This window comes from Nocardia sp. NPDC058058 (assembly GCF_042885355.1).
Classification (GTDB): domain Bacteria; phylum Actinomycetota; class Actinomycetes; order Mycobacteriales; family Mycobacteriaceae; genus Nocardia.
The window spans coordinates 193680-210746 of sequence record NZ_JBHVSA010000007.1 but is presented as its reverse complement, the minus strand read 5'-3'; the positions used below and the strand labels follow the sequence as shown (position 1 = coordinate 210746).

The window sequence follows — 17067 nt, the reverse complement described above, 5'->3', positions numbered from 1 at the left end:
GGGGTTTCGGGGGTCACCCGAGTCGGACCAGCATCTTGCCGGTGTTGGCTCCGGACAGGACGCCCAGGAATGCGGCGGGGGCCTGGTCCAGGCCCTCGTACACCGTTTCGCGGGTGCGCAGGGTGCCGTCGGCCAGCCAGGCCGCCGCCTTGCCGATGTACTCGGGGAAGAGGCCGAGGTAGCTGGTCACCAGCATGCCGCGCAGGGTGACCTCCTTGGTCGCCGCGAGGTAGAGGTCGGGGGTCCGGGCGGGTTCGACGCCGTTGTAACCGCTGATCGCGCCGACCAGGGCGATGCGGCCGTGCTGTCCGATGGCGTCGACCGCGACGCGCAGGTGCTCACCGCCGACGCTGTCCAGGTAGACGTCGATGCCCTGCGGTGCGGCGGCCGCCAATTGCCCGGCCAGATCGCCTGCGCGGTAGTCGATGGTGGCGTCGAAGCCGAATTCGTCACGCAGCAGCGCGGTTTTGGCCGCGCCGCCCGCAGAGCCGATCACCCGGGCCGCGCCGAGCGCCTTGGCGATCTGGCCCGCGACGCTGCCGACCGCGCCCGCGGCCGCCGAGATGAAGACGGTGTCACCGGGGCGCACCGGGGCCACCTCGGTGAGCGCCGCGTAGGCGGTCAGGCCGGTGGTGCCGAGCGCGCCGAGGTACTGCTGCGGCGCGGCCAGCGCGGTATCGATGGGATCGGCGGCGGCCGCATCGACCACCGCCAGTTCCCGCCAGCCCGCGAAATGCGAGACGGTGCTGCCGACCGGGATTGCGGCGGAACGGGATTCGATCACCTCGCCGACCGCCGAACCCTCCAGGGCCGCGCCCAGCTCGAACGGCGGGATGTAGGACGGGTGGTCGTCCATCCGGCCGCGCATGTACGGGTCCACCGACATCCAGGTGTTGCGCACCAGGATCTGGCCGTCCGCGAGTTCGGGGATCGGCCGCTGCACGATGGCGAAGTTCGCGGCGGTCGGCACGCCGTCGGGGCGCGCTGCCAGCTGGATCTCCCGACCGGTACGAAGCTGAGTTGTCATGTCGCACTTGCCTTTTCGTTATCCGGAGCGGGTTGTCCGTTCCGATGTGGATAACGTTATGGCGGGTGCGCGGCGCATCCCAGGTCCCGCGATGCCACCGCCCGGTCCTAACGCGCCAGCGCGGTGGGCGAGGCTCCGGTCCAGCGGTGGAAGGCTTTGCGCAGCGCGCGATCGTCGGCGAAGCCGAGCTTGTTCGCAATCGCCGTGGTGGTCAATTTCCCTTCCGCGAGAAGGGATTTGGCTTGTTCATAGCGCGCCAGATCGACTTCCTGTCGCCACGTGGTGCCGTGTTCGGCGAGCTGGCGTTGCAGGGTGCGGCGACTCAGCAGCAGTCGGCGGGCCACCAGATCGAGGGAAACCTCACCGCGGTCCAGGGTTTCGGCGAGGGCGGCGCGGAAGGCATCCAACGGGTCGGCGATGGGGCGGGCGCCGGCCAGGACCAGATCGGCGTGACTGCGCAGTAGTTGATTGAGGGTCGGATCCGGCCGCAGCAGCGGAGCGGTGGCATCGGCGGCGGTGAACGTCATCGAGTCGGCGGGTGCATCGAATTCGATGTTCTCGGTGCCGAACGCGGTCGCCAATTCGGAGTGATCGGCGGGCGCGGCATGCCCGAATGTCACGCGCGACGGGCGGATCGGGCGGCCGGTGGCCTCCCGTGCGCGGCGCAGGTAGTAGGCGAGCACGTATTCATTGACGACGGCCACGACGGCGGGGTCGCCCGCGGTGGTGCGGTATCCGATGGTGAGATCGCCGTCGCCGTCCAGGTCGAAGCCCTCGGCGGCGGCGGTGACCAGGCGGTGGTAGGGCTGGGCGGCGCGCAGCGAATCGGTCAGTGTCGCACCGGTTGTCACCAGGTAATCCCAGGTGTTGAGGCTGCCGAGCGGTGCGTCGCGCACCACCGCGACACCCGCGCCGGGGGTGGTCCGGGTGTGCGCGATCAACTCCCACAGGCGAACCAGCGAATCGAGCGGAATCCGATTGAGTTCCCCGGTCAGCGCCGCTTCGTCCACACCGTGCACGGCGGCGATCTGTTCGGGGCGCACCCCGGCCCGCAGTGCCGCGTCCCGGACCAATCGAATGAGATGGGTGGAGGCGGTGCCGTCGAGCGGGTTCACGCCTGGAACATTAATCGTCGTTAAGATTGCTGTTTTTATGCCGATCCGCCCAGGAGGTCCCGGATTGCTGTGGGAACAGCACTGCTGCCTGCCGCTGCTGCCCTCGGCCGATATTGCCGAGCTGGCGCGCTATCCGCTGGGTTCGTATCTTTCGGTGAATGTGGGTTATTCGCTGCACTCCACCCGGGATTCGGAGCGGATGATCGATCAATTCCGCCGAGATGCCTTGGCGGACGGTCGATTCCGGCTGGTTGAGCGCATCGCCGACGCGGTCGATCCGGATCCGGACCTCATCGCGCTCGCCTTCGATCTGGAGGATTCCGGACCGCTCGGCGGTGACCTCGACAATGTGAAGATGTTCTACGACCTGGGTGTGCGGTCGCTGCTGCCCAGCTATAACTACGCGAATGCGGCGGGCTGCGGCTGCCTCGATACCGAGGACACCGGACTGACCGCGTACGGCCGCGATCTGATTCGCACCCTCAACGAGGTCGGCATGTTCGCGGACGGTTCGCACTGTTCGCCGCGCACGGGCCTGGACATCGCCGATATCACCACCGTTCCGATGGTCTACAGCCATTCGAATTTCGCTGCGGTGTGGGCGCATCCGCGCAATATCTCCGATGATCAAGCGCGGGCGTGCGCCGCCACCGGCGGGGTGATCGGCATCAACGGCGTCGGCATCTTCCTGGGGCGCAATGCGCCGGGCGAGCGCGCCGAACGCGTCGAGGCCATGGCCGATCACATCGTCTACGGCGCGGAGCTGGTCGGAATCGAGCACATCGGGTTCAGCTCGGATTTCTCGTTCGACGGTGATGACTTCAATGCGGAGGTGGCGGCGAATCCGGAGGTGTTCTCCGCGGAGTTCACCCGCTGGGGTCCATTGCAGTGGACGCCGCCGGAGGATCTGCTCGGCGCATCCGATGTGCCGGGGCTGGATGAGGTGCTGGCGAACCGCGGTTTATCGGCCGCCGAGCGTGCCGCCGTCTTCCATGGAAATTTCGCCCGCATCGCCGCTCAGGTCTGGCGGGACTGACCGACCACTGGCGTAATCGATCTTCGCCGCTAGACTCGAACCCGGTGTTTGCCCTGCTCAACCCATTCCGTATCGAAGGGGAGATCAGATGACCCAGCTCGATCGCACGGTGCAGAAATTCGTGGACGCCGTCAACGCGCATGACGTGGACGCGTTCTTCCAGACCCTCACCCCGGACGCCAGCATGTCCGATGACGGCAATGAGCGGAATCTGGCCCAGTGGACCGATTCGGAAATCTTCACCACCAATGGTCGGATGCAGGTCGAATCGGTCACCGCGCCTACCGAATTCGTCGCCGATTACGCCAATGACCGGTGGGGGAGCATGCGCACCGCCTGGCGCTTCACGGTGCGGGACGGTCTGATCAGCCGCTTCGAAACCGGGCAGGCTGGATGAGTGCGACTCGCGCGGCGGGGCTAGGCTCGCGGGTGTGACTTCCCACTACGATGTCGTCGTTCTCGGCGCTGGTCCCGGCGGTTACGTCGCTGCGATCCGCGCCGCTCAACTCGGCCTGCGAACAGCTATTGTCGAGCAGAAATACTGGGGTGGCGTGTGCCTGAACGTGGGCTGCATTCCGTCCAAGGCGCTGCTTCGAAACGCGGAGCTGGCCCATATTTTCCATAAAGAGGCCAAGACCTTCGGTATTTCCGGTGAGGTGAGCTTCGACTTCGGCGCTGCATTCGATCGCAGTCGCAAGGTGGCGGACGGCCGCGTCAAGGGCGTCCACTTCCTGATGAAGAAGAACAAGATCGACGAGTTCGACGGCACGGGTACGTTCACCGATGCCAAGACGATCTCGGTCGCGCTGTCCAAGGGCGGCACCGAGACCATCACGTTCGACAATGTCATCATCGCGACCGGTACCACCACCAAGCTGCTGCCGGGGACCTCGCTGTCCGCGAATGTGGTGACGTACGAGGAGCAGATCCTCACCCGCGACCTGCCGGGTTCCATCCTGGTGGTCGGCGCGGGCGCGATCGGCATGGAGTTCGCCTACGTTCTCAAGAACTACGGCGTCGATGTGCGGATCGTCGAATTCCTGGACCGCGCACTGCCGAACGAGGACGCCGACGTCTCCAAGGAGATCACCAAGGCGTACAAGAAGCTCGGCATCACCATCACCACCGGTGCGGCCGTGCAGTCCATCGATGACGACGGCTCCAAGGTCACCGTCGCGATCAAGGACAACAAGTCCGGCAATATCGAGACCGTCACCGTCGACAAGGTGCTGCAGGCCGTCGGCTTCGCACCGCGCATCGACGGCTACGGCCTGGAGAACACCGGCGTGCAGCTCACCGATCGCGGCGCCATCGCCATCGACGAGTACATGCGCACCAATGTCCCCGGCATCTACGCCATCGGTGACGTCACCGCGAAGCTCCAGCTCGCGCACGTCGCCGAAGCGCAGGGCGTGGTCGCGGCCGAGACCATCGGCGGCGCGGAAACCCTCCCGCTCGGCGACTACCGCATGATGCCGCGCGCCACCTTCTGCCAGCCGCAGGTCGCCAGCTTCGGTCTCACCGAGCAGCAGGCCCGCGACGAGGGCTACGACGTGAAGGTCGCCACCTTCCCGTTCACCGCCAACGGCAAGGCGCACGGCCTGGGCGACCCGAACGGTTTCGTGAAGCTCATCGCGGACGCCAAGTACGGCGAACTCATCGGCGGCCACCTCATCGGCCCCGACGTCTCCGAACTCCTCCCCGAGCTGACCCTGGCCCAGAAGTGGGACCTCACGGTCAACGAACTCGCCCGCAACGTCCACACCCACCCCACCCTGAGCGAAGCCCTCCAGGAGGCCATCCACGGCCTCGCAGGCCACATGATCAACTTCTGATCACTTCGCCCGCAGCACAACTCGATCCGGCCCGGTATCAGCGAAACCCGCTGATACCGGGCTGTTTTTGTCCCGAGTGGTCAACCTCGGGGTTGGTTGATCCCGGAGTCAGACGCCCAGATGCAAGCGCCTGTGGAGGGCGTGAATTCGGTCGGTCAGCTCCGGGAAGGGCCCGGTGACGGGGATGTTCGGGGCTACCTGGCGGATGGGGAGGGGATTCACCGGCCCTCCGGGGACGCCGAATTCGGCTAGCCAGGTGGTGAGTTGGTTGGTGGAGGCGGCGTAGACGATGGGGCCGAGGCCGACCCAGGCGTGGGCGGCCGAGCACATGGGGCAGTGTTCGCCGGAGGTGTAGACGGTGGCGGTGGCGCGGTCGGCGGGGGAGAGGTTTTCGGCGGCCCAGCGGGCGAGTTCGAATTCGGGGTGCAGGGTTTGATCGCCGCCGGAGACGCGATTGCGGTCCTCGGCGAGGATGGTGCCGTCGGCTCCGACCAGTACCGATCCGAACGGTTCGTCGCCCGCGTCGAGTGCTTCGGTGGCGAGTTCGACGCAGCGTTCGAGGTAGTCGAGGTCGGTGGGCATGGTTCCGCTCCTTCGTCGATGGTTTTGTCGCACAGGTGATTTCGACGTCGCTCAGTCGCGGTGGTAGTTGTCCTGGGCGGAGCGGATCTCGTGGATATTGGTTTCCAGCAGGACTACCAGGCCCTCGAGCTGGTCGGCGACTTTCGCGCCCAGATCGGTGAGGGTGTATTCGACGTGCGGGGGGATCGATTGCTGGACTTCGCGGTGGATCATGCCGTCGCGTTCCAGGGTTTGCAGGGTTTGCGAGAGCATGCGTTCGCTGATGCCGTCGACGCGGCGGCGCAGGGCGCTGAAGCGGAAGGCGCCTTCGCGCAGGGCGACCAGGGAGAGCACGCCCCAGCGGCTCGCCACGTTCTGCAGGACCGGGCGGGAATCGCAGTTTCGGGCGAAGACGTCGGCCTCCAGGGTGGGGTCGTCGTGCTCGGGGGCGGGCGTGCTCATGATTCGAGATTACCTAACCGTTCGGGTTGCGGTGCGGGAATGGTATGTGCTTACTATTAGTTAGTACACGTCGATACCGTAGTTCATTCCCTTGAATACCTGGAGGAAGTCATGACCGTCGCCGTCACCGGAGCAAGTGGTCAGCTGGGTCGCCTCACCATCGAGGCGCTGCTGCGCGAGGGTGCGCAGCCCGTGGCCGTGGTGCGCGATGCCTCGAAGGTCGCCGATCTGGCCGAGCGCGGCGTCGAGGTTCGCGAGGCGAGCTACGACGACGCCGAGGCGCTGGACCGTGCCTTCGCGGGTGTCGATCGCGTGCTGCTGATCTCCGGCAATGAGTTCGGCAGCCGAGTCGCCCAGCACACCAACGTGATTCGCGCCGCCGAGCGCGCGGGCGTGAGCCTGCTCGCCTACACCAGCATTCCGAACGCCGAGCGCAATGAGCTCATCCTGGCGCAGGAGCACCGCGGTACCGAGGCGGCGCTGGATGAGGCGTCCGTACCCGTGGTGCGGCTGCGCAACAGCTGGTACTGGGAGAACTACCTGAACGGGGCCACCGCTGCGGCCGAGTCCGGCGTCTTCTACGGTGCGGCCGGCGAGGGCAAGGTGGCGGGCGCGGCCCGCGCCGATTACGCCGAGGCCGCCGCCAAGGTGCTCACCGGCGCCGGGCACGAGGGGCAGACCTACGAACTCGGCGGCGATCTGGCGACCTATGCCGAACTGGCGCAGGCGATTTCGGAGGCCGCCGGTAAGCCGGTGCGCTACCAGGATCTGCCGCAGGCCGACTACGCCGCCGCCCTCGAGCAGAACGGCGTCCCCGCGGGCTACGCCGCCGTACTCGCCGACGCCGATGCGGGTATCGCCCAGGGCATTCTCGCCGTCGACAGCGGCGACCTGCGCAAGCTGCTGGGTCGCGAGACCACCCCGGCGGTAGAGGTCTTCCGCGCCGCCCTCAACTGAGCTCGCTCAGTACCAGTTGTGTTCCTGCCAGAACGCCCAGGCCGCCATCGGGCTGCCGTAGCGCTCGTTCATGTATTTGTAGGCCCAGCGCAGCTGGGTCAGCGGATTGAAGATCCAGTCCGGTCCCTCCGCGCCCATTTTGTGCGCGGGGAGGGCCTGGGCCAGGCCGTACGCGCCCGAGGCGGGGTTGACGGCGAACACCCGCCAGCTGCTCTCGTGCGAGATGATCTGGTCGAACGCGCCGAACTGGTCCAGTGGAACGATGCTGAGCGCCATGGCTTTCAGCGCCGGTCGCGGGAAAACCCAGGACGGTTCCAGGAATCCGGCCGCCCCGCTCGAACTGGAGGCCAGTTCGGACAGGCTGGATGACAACTCCGACATCCCGGGCGCCAATGAGGTGACGCCGGAGGCCAATCCGAGCATGGTGGGAGCGGTCTGGGAGAGTCCCGCGGTCAATTGCAGAAATCCCACCGACAGGTCCGAGAGCCCATTGGTGTACTCGGACAACTGCGCGATCTCGGCGGCGGTGACCCGCCTGCGCTCCTGTCCGGTATCGGTCACCCAGCGCAATCCACCGCCCTGCCAGACCGGCCCGGTCTTCGACGGCTGGGTCGCGTTGGCCTGCGGTTGATGACCGCCGGGGGCTTGCGCGCTGCCGCCGGTGGCGGTCGGGCCGGAGAGTCCGGCGGGTGGTGCGCCGGTGTCCGCGTACGCGGCCGGGCTGCCGACGCCGAACAGGATCGGCGCGACCGAGATCACGAGAATTCCAATGGTTTTCGTAATCACGACTAGGGCGGAGAAGCTTCCACCGTACGCGCCTCGCGGCGGTTCACGTGGGAGCCGGACCGGCGCGCCGAATCGGAAACTTCCGGGGTTCGCGCTGTTCGGCGGTCTATGCTCGTAGCTTTTCCGGAGCGGTACTCGCGGCGGTGGCTAGTCGTCCTTCGGAGGGATTTGTTCCGCCCGGCCGGTCAGTAACGCCTGTTCGGTGCTGTTGCCGGTGAGTTCGGCCGCGCGCAGGAAGGCGGCGCGCGCTTCGGGACCGCGGTCCAGGCTGGCGAGCAGGTCGCCGCGCACCGCGTGCAGCAGGTGGTAGCCGTCGAGTGCGCCGGATTGTGCTGCCTTGTCGGCGAGTTCGAGTCCGGCGGCGGGACCGTGCAGCATGGCTACCGCCACGGCCCGGTTCAGTTCCACGATTGGTGATGGAAACCGTTCGGCGAGAACGGCATACAGTCCGGCGATGCGCCGCCAATCGGTGTCGGCGGTGCTCGGTGCCATGGCGTGCACCGCCGCGATCGCGGCTTGCAGCGCATAGCGTCCGGGCGGGCGGCCCTGCGTGCGGTTCAGTGCGTGTGCACGTCCCAGCGCCGCGAAGCCGCGGCGAATGTACAGCCCGTTCCAGTGCGCGCGATCCTGATCGGCAAGCAGCACAGGCTCATTGGCAGCCCCATGTCGCGCCTGGAGGCGGGACGCCTGCAATTCCAGCAGCGCCGCCAGCCCGTGCGCCTCCGGTTCTTCGGGCAGCAGCCCGGTCAGGATGCGCGCCAAACGCAGTGCGTCCTCGCATAATTCGGCTCGCACCCAGCGATCTCCCGCCGTAGCGGTGTACCCCTCGTTGAAGATCAGATAGATCACCTCGAGCACCGACTCCAGCCGTGCCGCCAACTCCGCCCCGCGCGGCACCTCATACTTCACCCCGGAGTCCGCGATGGTGCGCTTGGCTCGCACGATCCGTTGCGCCACAGTCGATTCCGAGATCACATAGGCCCGCGCGATCTCCCCGGTACTCAGCCCGCCGACCATGCGCAGCGTGAGCGTCGACCGCGCGGGCGGCGTCAGCACCGGATGGCAGGCCGTGAACATCATCCGCAGCAGATCATCGGAGGCGGCCGCATCAGCCGGGGACACTCCTGCCTCGGCGGCGCTGTCCGCTGCCGATTCCCCGGTGAGAGGGTTGTCGGGGGACGCTCCATTGCCCAGCGCGCCGGAGGTGGTCGTCGCCGAGATGGGCGGCAGCGCGGTGCCGGATCCGAACCGGCCGGGCGCGAATCCGCCTGTGTCGGACTCGTCCACCCCGAACGCGTCGGCGCGCGGTCCGTGCTCGTCTATGCGCAGTTGGTGTCCGAGTAATTCGAGTTTGCGGGCGAAGGTGGCGTCGCGCCTAATCCGGTCGATGGCACGGTGTTTCGCCGTCAGCATCAGCCAGCCGCCCGGATTCGGCGGCACCCCGTCGCGTGGCCACTGCTCCAGCGCTGCCACGAGTGCATCCTGGGCGAGTTCCTCGGCGGTGCCCATATCCCCGGCGATTCGGGTGAGCCCGGCGACGAGCCGCGGCCACTCGATGCGCCACGCCGCCTCCACCGCTCGACGTGCGCGCTCCTCCGACGGCCGCGAGGTATGAGCCTCGCGGCCGGGAGTTTCCGCACCGGGCGGCCGACTCTCGTCAGCTGGGCGCACTGCCCTGGCACTGGCGTCGAGAGGATGTCGAGTGCTCGCGTGGCCGCATGCGGTCAGCCCTGGTCGTCGAGCTGCCGGACCTCGACCTCGATCTCCCATTCCGGGCCGTGCACGCGCAGGAAGCGCGAGGCCCATTCCACCGCTTCGGCATTGGAGCGGGTTTGCAGCAGGCAGTAGCCGCCGATGATCTCTTTGGATTCGGTGAACGGGCCGTCGATGACGGTTTGCTTACCGCCGGATTGGCGCACGCGGGTGCCCTCCTCGGTGGGGCGCAGGCCCGCGGTGTCCAGCAGGACTCCGGCCTTGGTCATCTCTTCGATGAGCACGTTCATATCCGCCATCAACTGCTCGTCCGGGCCGCCGGTGGGGGCGGCGGACGGGTCCAGGCGGATCAGCACCATGTGTCGCATTGTTCGATCCTCTCGCTCACGCGACCTGGTAGCGGACATATGCCGCACCCGAGTCGAAGGTCTTGGATTCCAGCAGATTCAGGTCCAGTGTGGCTTTGTCGTGGAAGAGCGGGGTGCCGGACCCGATGGTCACCGGGTGCACCATGATCCGGAATTCGTCGATGAGGCCGTTGTCGATGAACCAGTGCACGAGTTTGGGGCTGGCGTAAATGGCAAGCGTCCCACCGTCTCCGGCCTTGAGTTCGGCGACGCGCGCGGCCGCGTCGGCGGCGATGACGCGGGTGTTCGCCCAGTCGGGCGCGCCGAGCGTGGTGGAGAAGACGATCTTGTCCACATTGTTGACCCATTCCGCGTGCGCGAGTTCGCCCGGGTTGGCGTCGGGGTTCGACGGCACCTGCGACCAGTGGCCGCGCATGCCCTCGAAGGTCCTGCGCCCGTACATCGCGGTGTCCACGTCGGCGCGCACGTGCTGGTTACCGAAGGCGTCGACCTCTTCGCTGTAGCCGCGGAAGGTCCATTCGAACCCCATTCCGGTCTGCGAGTCGACGTAGCCATCCAGCGTCATGTTCTCGATTGCCACTACTTTGCGCATTACCTGTCCTTCCCGTTCGAGGCGGACCGTTCAGCGGTCCTCACCTACTCCTCGAACGGGAAGGGACGGAATCGACACGACTAGACCCACTGGACGAGTTGAATCACGATTCCATTCGGATCGACGGTTTGGAAGTAGCGCTCACCCCAGGGTTCGGTCTCGATCTCGGTGACGATCGGGACGCCTTCTTCCCGGACCCGGGCGTATTCGGTGTCGATGTCCTCGACCGTGAATACCACCAGCACGCCCTGTCCGGCGCTGCCCGCGATGGTTGCCGGTTTGAAGCTGGCCAGGCCGGTACGCAGGTAGATGACGTTGATTCCGGCGTCCGGCCGGGTCAGGGAGACGAAGCCGTCGGCGGACATGGCCTCGGTGAAGCCGAAGTGGTCGATCAGGAATGCCGCCGAGGCGGTCGGATCGGGCACGTTCAGGGAGAGGGCGGATGCGGTGATCTTCATGGGGGCTCCTCGCTGCCGATAAACTCCGTACTAAGTACGCTGTACTTTGTACGTAAATTCCCGATGGCCTGCATCGTGACGCGCGTCACATGGATACGATCGGCGTGGAGGTGAGGCGATGGGTGCACGAGAGCGCAGTTCGGCCGGAGATCCGGTGCGCACGCTGGAACTGCTGTGGCGCGAACCCGGACAGGGCGGTCCGGCGCGCGGGCCCAAACAGCGCACCACGGTGGACGCGGTGGTCGCGGCGGCGCTGGAGATCGCCGACGCCGAGGGGCTGGGCGCGCTCACCATGCGGTCGGTCGCGGCGAAACTCGGGGTGACGCCGATGGCCACCTACACCTATGTGCCGGGTAAGGCCGAACTACTGGATCTCATGCTCGATACCGTCTATCACGCGATGCCGCGGGCGGATCTCACCGGAATGCCTTGGCGGGAAAAGGTTTCCGTGATCGCGGCGGAGAATCGGGCCTTGCTCGCGGCGCATCCGTGGGTCGCGTACGTGCCGACCACGCGGCCGCCGCTGGGGCCGGGCGTCACCGCCAAATACGACCATGAGCTGCGAGCGTTCGACGGGCTCGGCCTGAGCGATGTGGAAATGGATGCCGCGCTGACGTATCTGCTCGGCTTCGTCACCTCGGTGGCGCGCATCGCCATCGATACCGCGCGAACGGCCGCCGACAGCGGCGAATCCGATCATGAATGGTGGGAGCGTGCCGCACCGCTGCTGGAACGGGTCATGCCCGCCGAGCGCTATCCGCTCGCCGCCCGGGTCGGGGCCGCCGCCGGGCAGGTGCATGACAGCGCCTACAGTGCCGATCACGCCTACCACTTCGGATTGGCCCGCACCCTCGACGGCCTCGCGGTCCTGATCGAATCTCGCGCGGGTTGATCGCATCTCGCGCGGGCCGAACAAGTCTCGTGGGCCGCACGGGTTCTGGGGTGGGCCGGGTCTCGTGCGGCTCGACCGGGTCTCGGGGCCGACCGAGCCCGTTGGGCAGACGGGTGCGGGGTGGACGGATCCCGAGGAGTCGGGTGAGTGTTGCGCGGGATTGGCTCCGGGTGGGGTCGGCCGGATGAATTCCGCTACCGATGTCCGAGTCGCGCCAGTGGCCGAATCGCGCCGGAGATTGCCCGGAACTCAGCGGGGCCCTGTCGGCTGTTGGCGCAGCCGTTGCGAATCCTGTTCGGCTGGAATGCCTTTCGCTCGACCGGTGGCCCGTTGCGGTAATGCGACCCCGCAGTCCGATTGCGGCCGATCGAAATTTCCCACGACACCACCGCCGCGCACGGGGCAGAATTCGAAGTATGCCGCGTTCCATCCCGGCAATCGTTGCCGCCGAAGTCTTCACCAGAACCGCGCAACCGGTGCTTCCGGCGGGCGAGGATCTGGTGTTGCGGCCGTGGCTGCGCCGTGATGCCGAGGAGGTGTTCACCGCGTTCCAGGATCCGCTCATCCAGCGCTGGCATCGGCGCACCGCCGAGACCGTCGAGGAGGCGGGTGAGCTGGTGGCCGCGTGGGGCCGGACCTGGCACGGCGGGGTGGACGCGAATTGGGCGGTGACCGATAGCCGTTCGGGTCGGGTGGTGGGTCGCGCGTCGATCCTGGGGATGGAGCCGCCGCACGGAACGGCGGCCGTCGCCTACTGGGTGATGCCCGGTGCGCGCGGTCGCGGCATCGCTCCGCGCGCGGTCGAGGCGGTCACCGCGTGGGCCTTCGACGAGGTCGGTTTCCATCGGCTGGAGCTGCGCCATTCGGTGCACAATGAGCAGTCCTGCCGGGTGGCGGGCAAATGCGGTTTCCTGCTCGAGGGCGTCAACCGCAGCGCCACCCTGCACGAGGACGGCTGGCACGATATGCACCTGCACGCCCGCGTCCGTGGCGACCACCCCGCCGAAACCCTGCCCCTCGCACTGGGTTCCCGCGCCAGGCACCGCGCCGAACCCTAGCGAGCGGGCGCACGTGGATCGGCGGGCGATCGTGATCGCCGCGGTGTAGGGCGGTCGTGTCGGCATCGGCTGATGCGTCGAACATATGGTGGCCGCTGACTGGGACAGGCTGTTAGCGTGAGGCATGGTGTCGACGCAGCCACGCATAGCTCCCGGCCGTCTCCGTGAGCTCGGTCCGATCAACTGGGTTGTCTGGCAAGCGCTTTCGCGCGCCGCCGGGACCGAGGACGCCCACCTGTTCAGCACGCTCGGCCGCACCGGCGGCCTGTTCCGCGGTTGGCTGCACTTCTCCGGCAAGCTCATGCCCGGCGGCCGCCTGCGCCGCTACGAGTCCGAACTCGTCATTATTCGCGTCGCTCACCTGCGCGAATGCGATTACGAGATGGATCATCACATTCGCCTCGGCAAGCGCGCGGGCGTCACCCAGGAGAAGCTCGACTGGATTCGCACCGGTCCCACCGCGCCCGGCTGGAACGACAAGGAACGCGCCCTGCTGGCCGCCGTCGACCAACTGGTCACCACCCGCGACCTGGACGACGCCGCCTGGCAAACCCTGGCCACCCACTACGACGAGCGCCGCCTCATCGAAATCGTCCTGCTGACAAACCAGTACGAGGGCCTTGCCAGCACCATCACCGCCCTGCGCATCCAAACCGACCACTGACCGATACGGCAGCCGCCGCATCGGCGCTCACTCCCGTACGGCCTGGGCGAGTTTCGTCATTTCGATCGCGCGCTTGGCTCGGGTGAGGACGTGGGCTCGGGAGCTGGTGAGGTGGGCCATGAGGGTGCGCAGCGCGGTGTCGAGGTCGCCTGCGAGCAGGCTTTCGGCTATAGCTATGTGATCCTCGGCCATGGCGGCTACGCGTTCGGCGGTGGGCATGTCGATGGCGCGGACCGGGCGGACGCGGGCGTGCACGGTGGCGAGGGCGTCGGCCAGCGCCGAGTTGCCCGCCGCTACGAGCAGGGTGGAGTGGAATCGCTCATCGGCGGCGATGAGTTCCGCACCCGGCTCGGGTGGCTGGTCGCGGAGCTGGCGCCACAGCTCCAACTCGCGGCGCAACGCCTCGGCGTCATGGAGCAGCTGGGTCGAACCCGGTCCCGGTCCGGTAGCGGTGGACAGGTAGGGGGCGCGGGTGGCTGCGCCGGGCGTCGTATCGAACTGGTCGAGTCCGGCGGCCGCGGTTTGCAGGCGTTGAATTCCCCTGGCCTCCAATACTATTCGGAGTTCGTAGAGGTCGCCCAGTTCGTTGACCCGGGGGCGGTAGGGGTAGAGGCCGTCGGTGTGGCGTTCCAGGAGACCGTCGGCGTAGAGGCGGGCCAGGGCCTCGCGGACGGGGGTGCGGGAGACGCCGTAGGTCTCGGCGAGGCGTTCCTCGCCGAGCCGTTCGGTGGGGGTCAGGACGCCCGCCGCGAGGTCACGTTGCAGCGCGTCGTAGACCCGCTCGGACAGTGGAATACGCCCCCTGCGCGCCATGTCGGATCGCCTGATCAGATCGCCATGGCCAGTCGGACATCGGATTCCGCGCCCGCGCCACCCGCCCCGGTGGAGGTGATGCGCCCCGATTGCAGGACGTAGTACTGCTGCGCGGCCTGTAGCGCGAAGCCGATGTGCTGTTCCACCAGCAGCACGCTCAAACCGCCGCGATTGGTGAGATCGATGATGGTTCGCTCGATTTCGGCGACGACGGACGGCTGGATGCCCTCGGTCGGCTCATCCAGGATGAGCAGTTTCGGTTCGGTGATGAGGGCGCGGGCAATGGCCAGCTGCTGGCGCTGACCACCGGACAGCAGCCCGGCCTTGCGGGTGAGCAGTTCCTTCAAAGCCGGGAACAGATCCAGGGATTCGGCGATGAGCTCCTTGGCGCGCTTGCGCCCGTCCGCCACCACCTGGAGGTTCTCCATGGTGGACAGCTGCGGGAACGACTGCTGCCCCTGCGGCACATAGGCGATACCGCGCTTCACCCGCCGCGACGGCGACAGCTTGGTGATGTCCTCGTCATTGAAGCGGATCTTGCCGGATTTGGCGGGCAGCAGTCCGACCGCCGCGCGCAGCAGCGAGGTCTTCCCGGCCCCGTTGTGCCCCATGACGGCGACCACGCCATCGCTCGGAACCGTCAGGGAGACACCGTGAATCACCTGGGTGCGGCCGTAACCGGTGGTCAGGTCAACGAGTTCAAGCATTCGCGGCCTCCGTGACGTCGGCGGATGGGGTTTCGGTGACGGGCGGCAGTTCACCCGCGGCGGCGGTGCCGAGGTACACCTCCTGCACCTTCGGATCGGCCTGCACCTCTTCCACGGTGCCCTCGCTCAGTACGCGGCCACCGGCGAGCACCGTCACCGAGGTGGCGAAGGCGCGCATGAAGTCCATATCGTGTTCGACCACCACCACGACGCGTTCGGTTCCGATGCGGCGCAGCAGGTTTCCGGTCTCCTCGCGCTCCTCGGCGCTCATGCCCGCGACGGGTTCGTCGAGTAGCAGCACCGAGGCGTTCTGCACCAGCAGCATGCCGATCTCCAGCCACTGCTTCTGCCCGTGCGCGAGGATTCCGGCGGGCTTGTCGCGCAGTGCGGTGAGGCCGATGGTCTCCAGGGCTTCCTCGATGGCGGGCAGCACCGATTTGCGCTTGCGCAGCAGGGTGAGCGCGGAACGTCCTGCCCCGGCGGCGATATCGAGGTTTTGCAGCACGGTGAGCTGTTCGAATACGGACGCGGTCTGGAAGGTGCGACCGACCCCGAGCCGGGCGATCTGATGCACCTTCTTGCCGATCAGTTCGTTCCCGGACTTCTGCGCCGATCCGGTGGCGACGGCCAGACCGGTGATGGCGTCGATGAGCGTGGTCTTGCCCGCGCCATTGGGCCCGATCAGGAATCGCAGATCCCCTTGCAGCACAGTCAGATCCACGTCGGAGACGGCCTTGAAGCCGTCGAAGCTGACCGACAGGCCGCGGATCTCGAGGTATTCGCTGTCCATTTTCATGCGGTCACCTTCGCTTCGTCCGCAGGGGTTTCCGGTTCGGCCGGTGCGCCGGTGGACATGACCGAGGCCACGATCGCGGTGCTCGCCGGGACGGCGGGGGTGGTGCGAGCTGAGCGCAGTCTTTCCGCCAATTGCTTTGCGATGGGTCCGAATCCGGCCAGGCCGGCGGGCAGGAAGCCGACCACCACGATGAACAGCGCACCTTGGAGGTAGATCCAGCCGGACGGGAACTCTTCCGAGAAGCTGGTCTGCGCCCACGCCACGCCGATCGCGCCGAGCGCCGGGCCGAGCAGGGTGGTGCGCCCGCCGATGGCGACGCCGATGAGGAAGGCGATGGAGGGCACCACGCCGATATCGGCGGGGGAGATGATGCCGACGATCGGCGTGAACAGCGCACCCGCGATGCCCGCGAAGAAGGCCGCCACCACGTAGGCGACGATCTTGATATTGGCCGGGTCGTATCCGAGGAAGCGCACCCGCTCCTCCTGATCACGCACCGCCACAAGCAGTTCCCCGTACCGGCTGTTCATCAACTGCCGGGCCACGGCCACCACGATCAGCAGCGCACCCGCCGCGATGAAGAACAGCATGCGCCGGTTCACCGGATCGTCCAGCCGGAAGCCGAAGAAGGTCTTGAAATCGCTGAGCCCGGTGAATCCGCCGATGGTCTGCTGCCCGGTGAGCAGAATCGCCAGCGCGGCCGCCAGCGCCTGGCTCAGGATGGCGAAGTACGCGCCCTTGACGCGTCGCTTGAAAACACCGAACCCGAGCACCGCCGCGATGGCGGCGGGCAGCACCAGAATCCCGAGGATCGCGACCGGCGCGGAAGCGAAAGGCTGCCAGTACGAAGGCAATTCGGAGATGCCCGCGATCGACATGAACTCCGGCACATCCTCGTGCGCCTTCGCCGCATCGGCCATCTGCATATGCATCGCCATGATGTACGCGCCGAGCCCGAAGAACACGCCCTGCCCGAGCGTCAGCATCCCGCCGCGCCCCCACGCCAGCCCGATACCCACCGCGACAATGGCGAAGCACAGGAATTTGGCGAGCAGACTCAACCGGAAATCGGTGAGCACCGCCGGCGCGATTCCGAAGAGAACGATTGCGGCCAAGGCGAATCCGCCCACGGCCTTGAGCGAGGAATTGGTACTGAGCCGTTGCACAACGGAAGTCATTGGAATCCTTCCCGAGACGCCCGCGCCTGACGGCAGGTGACGCGAGCCC

Annotated in this window: 20 protein-coding genes; 7 read left to right on the top strand and 13 right to left on the bottom strand. The window is 67.2% G+C overall.

Features of this window, described 5'->3' with window-relative positions; all coding sequences use genetic code 11:
- Positions 1-13: 13 nt before the first annotated feature.
- Together ACFVUS_RS43540 and ACFVUS_RS43535 are read right to left on the bottom strand one after the other, a co-directional pair.
- Positions 14-1027, bottom strand: coding sequence for an NADP-dependent oxidoreductase (locus ACFVUS_RS43540; protein ID WP_387781325.1), 1014 nt, complete (start codon positions 1025-1027; stop codon positions 14-16).
- A gap of 107 nt (positions 1028-1134) precedes the next feature.
- Positions 1135-2142 (bottom strand): AraC family transcriptional regulator ligand-binding domain-containing protein, encoded by a 1008-nt coding sequence (locus ACFVUS_RS43535; protein ID WP_387781322.1) that lies wholly within the window; start codon positions 2140-2142, stop codon positions 1135-1137.
- Between the two features lie 37 nt (positions 2143-2179).
- On the opposite strand from ACFVUS_RS43535, the gene ACFVUS_RS43530 reads away from it, so the two are divergent.
- From ACFVUS_RS43530 to lpdA, 3 genes are all read left to right on the top strand, one after another.
- Positions 2180-3178 (top strand): dipeptidase, encoded by a 999-nt coding sequence (locus tag ACFVUS_RS43530; RefSeq protein WP_387781319.1) that lies wholly within the window; start codon positions 2180-2182, stop codon positions 3176-3178.
- Between the two features lie 88 nt (positions 3179-3266).
- Complete coding sequence (locus tag ACFVUS_RS43525) at positions 3267-3575, top strand: nuclear transport factor 2 family protein (protein ID WP_376066573.1); 309 nt, start codon at positions 3267-3269, stop codon at positions 3573-3575.
- Between the two features lie 34 nt (positions 3576-3609).
- Positions 3610-5013: a dihydrolipoyl dehydrogenase gene (lpdA, locus tag ACFVUS_RS43520; RefSeq protein ID WP_387781316.1), complete on the top strand. Its 1404-nt coding sequence runs from the start codon at positions 3610-3612 to the stop codon at positions 5011-5013.
- A gap of 108 nt (positions 5014-5121) precedes the next feature.
- Here lpdA and ACFVUS_RS43515 read toward each other — a convergent pair whose 3' ends face one another.
- Both ACFVUS_RS43515 and ACFVUS_RS43510 read right to left on the bottom strand, forming a co-directional pair.
- Positions 5122-5595 (bottom strand): nucleoside deaminase, encoded by a 474-nt coding sequence (locus ACFVUS_RS43515; RefSeq protein WP_387781313.1) that lies wholly within the window; start codon positions 5593-5595, stop codon positions 5122-5124.
- Positions 5596-5646: 51 nt separating this feature from the next.
- Complete coding sequence (locus ACFVUS_RS43510; protein WP_387781310.1) at positions 5647-6036, bottom strand: winged helix-turn-helix transcriptional regulator; 390 nt, start codon at positions 6034-6036, stop codon at positions 5647-5649.
- A 111-nt stretch (positions 6037-6147) separates the two neighbouring features.
- Here ACFVUS_RS43510 and ACFVUS_RS43505 point away from each other — a divergent pair, with 111 nt between their 5' ends.
- A complete protein-coding gene (locus ACFVUS_RS43505; RefSeq protein WP_387781307.1) occupies positions 6148-6993 on the top strand; it encodes an SDR family oxidoreductase in 846 nt (281 codons plus the stop codon).
- 6 nt (positions 6994-6999) lie between these two features.
- On the opposite strand, the gene ACFVUS_RS43500 is transcribed toward ACFVUS_RS43505, so the two are convergent.
- The 5 genes from ACFVUS_RS43500 to ACFVUS_RS43480 form a co-directional block, all read right to left on the bottom strand.
- Positions 7000-7752, bottom strand: coding sequence for a transglycosylase SLT domain-containing protein (locus ACFVUS_RS43500; RefSeq protein WP_387781304.1), 753 nt, complete (start codon positions 7750-7752; stop codon positions 7000-7002).
- Positions 7753-7926: 174 nt separating this feature from the next.
- Positions 7927-9354: an RNA polymerase sigma factor gene (locus ACFVUS_RS43495; protein WP_387781301.1), complete on the bottom strand. Its 1428-nt coding sequence runs from the start codon at positions 9352-9354 to the stop codon at positions 7927-7929.
- 149 nt (positions 9355-9503) lie between these two features.
- The gene (locus tag ACFVUS_RS43490; protein ID WP_375964035.1) at positions 9504-9860 is read right to left on the bottom strand and encodes a YciI family protein; all 357 of its coding nucleotides are present in this window, start codon (positions 9858-9860) and stop codon (positions 9504-9506) included.
- A gap of 16 nt (positions 9861-9876) precedes the next feature.
- The gene (locus ACFVUS_RS43485) at positions 9877-10452 is read right to left on the bottom strand and encodes a dihydrofolate reductase family protein (RefSeq protein WP_387781298.1); all 576 of its coding nucleotides are present in this window, start codon (positions 10450-10452) and stop codon (positions 9877-9879) included.
- An 80-nt stretch (positions 10453-10532) separates the two neighbouring features.
- Entirely contained in the window at positions 10533-10910 is a 378-nt protein-coding gene (locus ACFVUS_RS43480; RefSeq protein WP_387781295.1) for a VOC family protein, read from the bottom strand.
- Between the two features lie 118 nt (positions 10911-11028).
- On the opposite strand from ACFVUS_RS43480, the gene ACFVUS_RS43475 reads away from it, so the two are divergent.
- The 3 genes from ACFVUS_RS43475 to ACFVUS_RS43465 all read left to right on the top strand — a co-directional run bounded on the left by ACFVUS_RS43475 (position 11029) and on the right by ACFVUS_RS43465 (position 13524).
- The gene (locus ACFVUS_RS43475) at positions 11029-11802 is read left to right on the top strand and encodes a TetR/AcrR family transcriptional regulator (RefSeq protein ID WP_387781292.1); all 774 of its coding nucleotides are present in this window, start codon (positions 11029-11031) and stop codon (positions 11800-11802) included.
- 416 nt (positions 11803-12218) lie between these two features.
- The gene (locus ACFVUS_RS43470) at positions 12219-12860 is read left to right on the top strand and encodes a GNAT family N-acetyltransferase (protein WP_387781289.1); all 642 of its coding nucleotides are present in this window, start codon (positions 12219-12221) and stop codon (positions 12858-12860) included.
- A 124-nt stretch (positions 12861-12984) separates the two neighbouring features.
- Entirely contained in the window at positions 12985-13524 is a 540-nt protein-coding gene (locus ACFVUS_RS43465; RefSeq protein WP_387781286.1) for a carboxymuconolactone decarboxylase family protein, read from the top strand.
- A gap of 27 nt (positions 13525-13551) precedes the next feature.
- Here the strand turns inward: ACFVUS_RS43465 and ACFVUS_RS43460 are convergent, their stop codons facing one another.
- Genes ACFVUS_RS43460 through urtC form a run of 4 tightly spaced genes read right to left on the bottom strand, consistent with a single transcriptional unit; the run spans position 13552 to position 17018 of the window.
- Positions 13552-14337 (bottom strand): GntR family transcriptional regulator, encoded by a 786-nt coding sequence (locus ACFVUS_RS43460; protein ID WP_387781283.1) that lies wholly within the window; start codon positions 14335-14337, stop codon positions 13552-13554.
- A gap of 14 nt (positions 14338-14351) precedes the next feature.
- Positions 14352-15044, bottom strand: a complete 693-nt coding sequence (urtE, locus tag ACFVUS_RS43455; protein ID WP_387781280.1) for an urea ABC transporter ATP-binding subunit UrtE — start codon at positions 15042-15044, stop codon at positions 14352-14354.
- A complete protein-coding gene (gene urtD, locus ACFVUS_RS43450; protein ID WP_387781277.1) occupies positions 15037-15840 on the bottom strand; it encodes an urea ABC transporter ATP-binding protein UrtD in 804 nt (267 codons plus the stop codon). Before urtD ends, urtE begins: the two co-directional genes overlap by 8 nt.
- Positions 15837-17018: an urea ABC transporter permease subunit UrtC gene (gene urtC, locus ACFVUS_RS43445; protein ID WP_387781274.1), complete on the bottom strand. Its 1182-nt coding sequence runs from the start codon at positions 17016-17018 to the stop codon at positions 15837-15839. The genes urtD and urtC overlap by 4 nt, the downstream gene beginning before the upstream one ends.
- Positions 17019-17067: the final 49 nt, after the last annotated feature.